Genomic DNA, 257 nt, shown 5'->3' on the forward strand with positions numbered 1-257 from the left:
TCTCTGTCTCCTTTATCTGCTTCTTTTTCTCACGCAGTGCTTTCTTCGCCTCTTTTGCCTGTGGCGCCTCTTTCGATAACTCCTCTTTCAGACGTGATGTTATCTCGCAGATAATGGCTGGGGTTATCTCGATTGACTCGGGCTTGATTGCATTGTCCTGGGCTATAGCGTCGTCTACCTGAGACAGGAGCACGGCAAGCTGACGCTTGAGCTTGTCTATATTGCGTTCCACGTTCTTGCGCCAGACAAAGGTGTAC

General features: G+C 49.8%; 1 pseudogene. It reads right to left on the bottom strand.

What is annotated here, in order from left to right:
- A pseudogene (locus AC2FA3_RS15345) lies at window positions 1-257 on the bottom strand (IS5/IS1182 family transposase); the annotation flags it as partial.

This window comes from Janibacter sp. CoH_79_TC_3 (genome assembly GCF_058197955.1).